The sequence below is a fragment of the Armatimonadota bacterium genome (assembly GCA_031459715.1).
GTDB lineage: Bacteria > Sysuimicrobiota > Sysuimicrobiia > Sysuimicrobiales > Humicultoraceae > Humicultor > Humicultor tengchongensis.
The window spans coordinates 1-2,948 of record JAVKIA010000072.1 but is presented as its reverse complement, the minus strand read 5'-3'; the positions used below and the strand labels follow the sequence as shown (position 1 = coordinate 2,948).

Here is a 2,948-nt window from a genome sequence, read left to right as displayed (position 1 = left end):
CACCGAGTCGTCCCAGCACCACCGCTCGATGGTCACGTCCAGTCGCCTCCAGTCCAGCTGGTAGGGCTGACCGGGCGGGGTGGGATAGCCGGTCAGCCCGGAGGACGAGATGGACGCCCCCGTGCAGTCCGGCCCGTCGCAATACGCACCGGGGCTCAGGGCCGCAGCGTTCTGCGCGGCGACGTACTCGTGGAATGCCTGCAGGTACACCGCAGCCGCCGTGGCGTCCTTGGCCGCCCGGGTGGTGGAGAACCCGGTGGGAAACCCCTCCAGGAATCCGCCGGAGCTGGTCGCCCCCAGCACCCCCAGGGCGCCGATGACCACCACGGCGAAGATGGCCAGCGACACCAGGACCTCCAGCAGGGTGAACCCGCGCTGGTCGCTCATGGCACCACGCTCACCCGCCCGGTGGCCGCGGTCACCTGGACGCCGACCCCAACGCCCGACCGACTCACCAGCCGCACGTCTCCACCAGATACCGCAAAGCCCAGCGGCTGAAACGTCACACATTTGTTGGACGGGTCCCCGGGGGTTGTGCAGGCGGCCACCGTGCTGTCCGTCCCGTCTACGGTCACCGACGAGGGCCACTCCCCGGACCCCACCGTCCGCTCCAGCAACCACTGCTCGGACCCGTCGGGTTCCACGATCCGCCGGTAAACCCTCAGGCCGCCGGGGCTCCCGACCACCAGCTCCACGGTGTAGACCGCCCCGGCGCTGACCGCCGCCGCGTGCGCCCGCCGCAGCTCGGCGGTGACCAGGGAAGCCGCCCGGCGCAGTTGAAAGGCGTCGCTGGCCCGGCGGACGCCCAGCGCCAGCATCCCCAGGACCAGGGAGACCAGGCCGACCACCACCACCAGCTCGATCAGCGAGAAGCCGGCCTGGCCACGCGCTCCCCGCACTCTGGCCCTCATGGGTCTCTTATAGTTCTACCCGACACCGCGGGGCCGCAGACATCACGCCCGCCCCCCCGTGGGACCGTTCTTTCATGCAGGTGCCCGAAAACTTCCCTCACTGTGCCACCGGGCGCCGTCTCACAGGCTCAGCCACCACCGCAGGAGCACATCTCCTGCCAGCAGGGCCACCACTCCGCCCACCGCCAGCGCCGGCCCGAAGGGAATGGGGTCTTTGCGCGACCGCTTCCGGGCGGCCATCAGCACCAGCCCGGCCGCCGCCCCCACTAGAAAACCCACCAGTAGCCCTACGGCGATGGCCGGCCAGCCCAGAAACGCCCCCATCATGGCGGCCAGTTTGATGTCTCCGCCTCCCATGCCTCCACGGCTGACCAGGGCAATGAGCAGAAAGAAAGCGCCGGCTCCGGCGGCGGCAACCACAGCGGGGACAATCCTGCCCTGGAGGGCGGACAGCGCCAGGCCCGCGGCCAGACCGGGATAGGTGATGGCGTTGGGGACGATCTGGTGGTCTAAGTCGATGAAAAACACCGCCACCAGGCTGAGGGCCAGGACGGCTCCCGATACCAGAGCCAGCCAGGCGCCCGCGGCCGCGTAGGTGGACCAGATCAGGACCAGCAACACGCCAGCCGTAGCTTCCACCAGGGGGTACCGCCAGCCGATGGGGGCCCGGCAGGCCCGGCACCGGCCACGCAACAGGACGAAGCTGAGCAGGGGGATGTTGTCGGCCGGCCGCACCGGCGCCCCGCAGCGCGGGCAGTGCGAGCCCGGGCGGACCAGAGACTGCTTGCGGGGCAGCCGGTAGATCACCACGTTGAGAAAACTGCCCAGGATGGTGCCCAGGGCGAAGACAAGGGCGAGGATGGCGGGAGAGTTCATGGGCGGACACCGCCCGGACGCGTGTCACCGCGGGAGCGCGGGATCGCGGATAGGCGAGAACGCGGCACGGTGGCGGCGCGACCCGGTGGCTCCATCGGCCGCGGGAGGCGTCGCACCGCCCTGCGCAGGGTGGCCAGCGCCCGCCGGCAGGCGTCGACGTCGCCGGAAGTGGCCTGCCGACCTCCGTATCGGGATGCCTCAAACACCCGCGTGACCAGATCCGTGGGAGGCCGGACGGACTCAGGCAGCGCCGCCACAAACTCCCGGGGAGTCAGATGTCCCAGTCGGCGGTATCCCCGGCGGCTCAGCAGGTGCTCCATGCGAACGTAGACGGTCTCCACCGGGTCTGCGGGTCGGCCGGGCCCGCGCCGTGTCCGGGCCGCGGCCACGGCCGCAGCGGCCCCCGCCCCCAGGACAGCGAGGACGCCGGCCTGCGGGGGAATGTCTCGCGGGACGGCAGCGCCGATCCCGGCCATCTCCCTCCACGCCCATCGGATCCCGTCCGCCAGCAGCCACTGGCCGGGTGGGTCATCCAGCGCGGACGGCACCGCAAACCCCGGCGTCGGGTCCACCGCCACCCACCCCACGCCGGGCTGGAACACCTCCACCCAGGCGTGGGCGTCGGAATTACGGACCTCGTAGTAGCCGGTGAGCCGATTATACGTCCCGGTCGTGTAGCCGGTCACCAGCCGGGCCGGTACCCCGGCGGCGCGCAGCAGGACGGCCAGGGCGCTGCTGAACGCTTCACAGGATCCCTGGCGCGTCACGAACAGGAAGTGGTCGACGGCATCCGCACCCGGAGGTAACGGAGGCGCCTGCAGCGTGTACGTGCAGCACCGGCGCAGGTAGTCGGCGACGGCTACGGCCTTGCCGTAGGGGCTGCCGCCTCCCGCCGTGAGGTCGGCGGCCAACCGCCGCACGCGGTCGGGCAGGCGGGGCAACTGCAGGTACCGCTCCCGCACCGAGGGCGGAATCTCGCCGTGCTCGCGGGCCAGCAGCGCCGGGGTGGGCGACGGGACCCGGCTGATCACGCTGTAGACCATCCCCGGCTCCAGGGTAATCGGGCTGCGCAGTCCGGCGTAGCGGTCCACGGCCACCAGCCCGGTGGGGAAGTAGACCTCAAACGGCCGGTAGGCGGCGAAGATGACATTGGGCTGGTCG

At 71.3% G+C, this 2,948-nt stretch carries 4 protein-coding genes; all 4 read right to left on the bottom strand.

Annotation, left to right across the window (positions count from 1 at the left end):
• On the bottom strand, positions 1 to 387 hold a 387-nt coding region (locus QN152_13790), incomplete at its 3' end, for a prepilin-type N-terminal cleavage/methylation domain-containing protein (protein ID MDR7540574.1).
• The gene (locus QN152_13785; protein ID MDR7540573.1) at positions 384 to 911 is read right to left on the bottom strand and encodes a prepilin-type N-terminal cleavage/methylation domain-containing protein; all 528 of its coding nucleotides are present in this window, start codon (positions 909 to 911) and stop codon (positions 384 to 386) included. The genes QN152_13785 and QN152_13790, both read right to left, overlap by 4 nt.
• A gap of 120 nt (positions 912 to 1,031) precedes the next feature.
• Positions 1,032 to 1,787 carry a prepilin peptidase gene (locus QN152_13780; protein ID MDR7540572.1) on the bottom strand — a complete coding sequence of 252 codons (756 nt, stop codon included), beginning with the start codon at positions 1,785 to 1,787 and terminating at the stop codon, positions 1,032 to 1,034.
• Positions 1,784 to 2,948 (bottom strand): transglutaminase domain-containing protein (locus QN152_13775; protein ID MDR7540571.1); only part of this gene is annotated, 1,165 nt, incomplete at its 5' end. The genes QN152_13780 and QN152_13775, both read right to left, overlap by 4 nt.

What these genes read in the sequence shown, in the direction of transcription:
- QN152_13785 (MDR7540573.1), bottom strand. Translation starts at nt 911, where the DNA reads ATGAGGGCCAGAGTGCGGGGAGCGCGTGGCCAGGCCGGCTTCTCGCTG.
- QN152_13780 (MDR7540572.1), bottom strand. Translation starts at nt 1,787, where the DNA reads ATGAACTCTCCCGCCATCCTCGCCCTTGTCTTCGCCCTGGGCACCATC.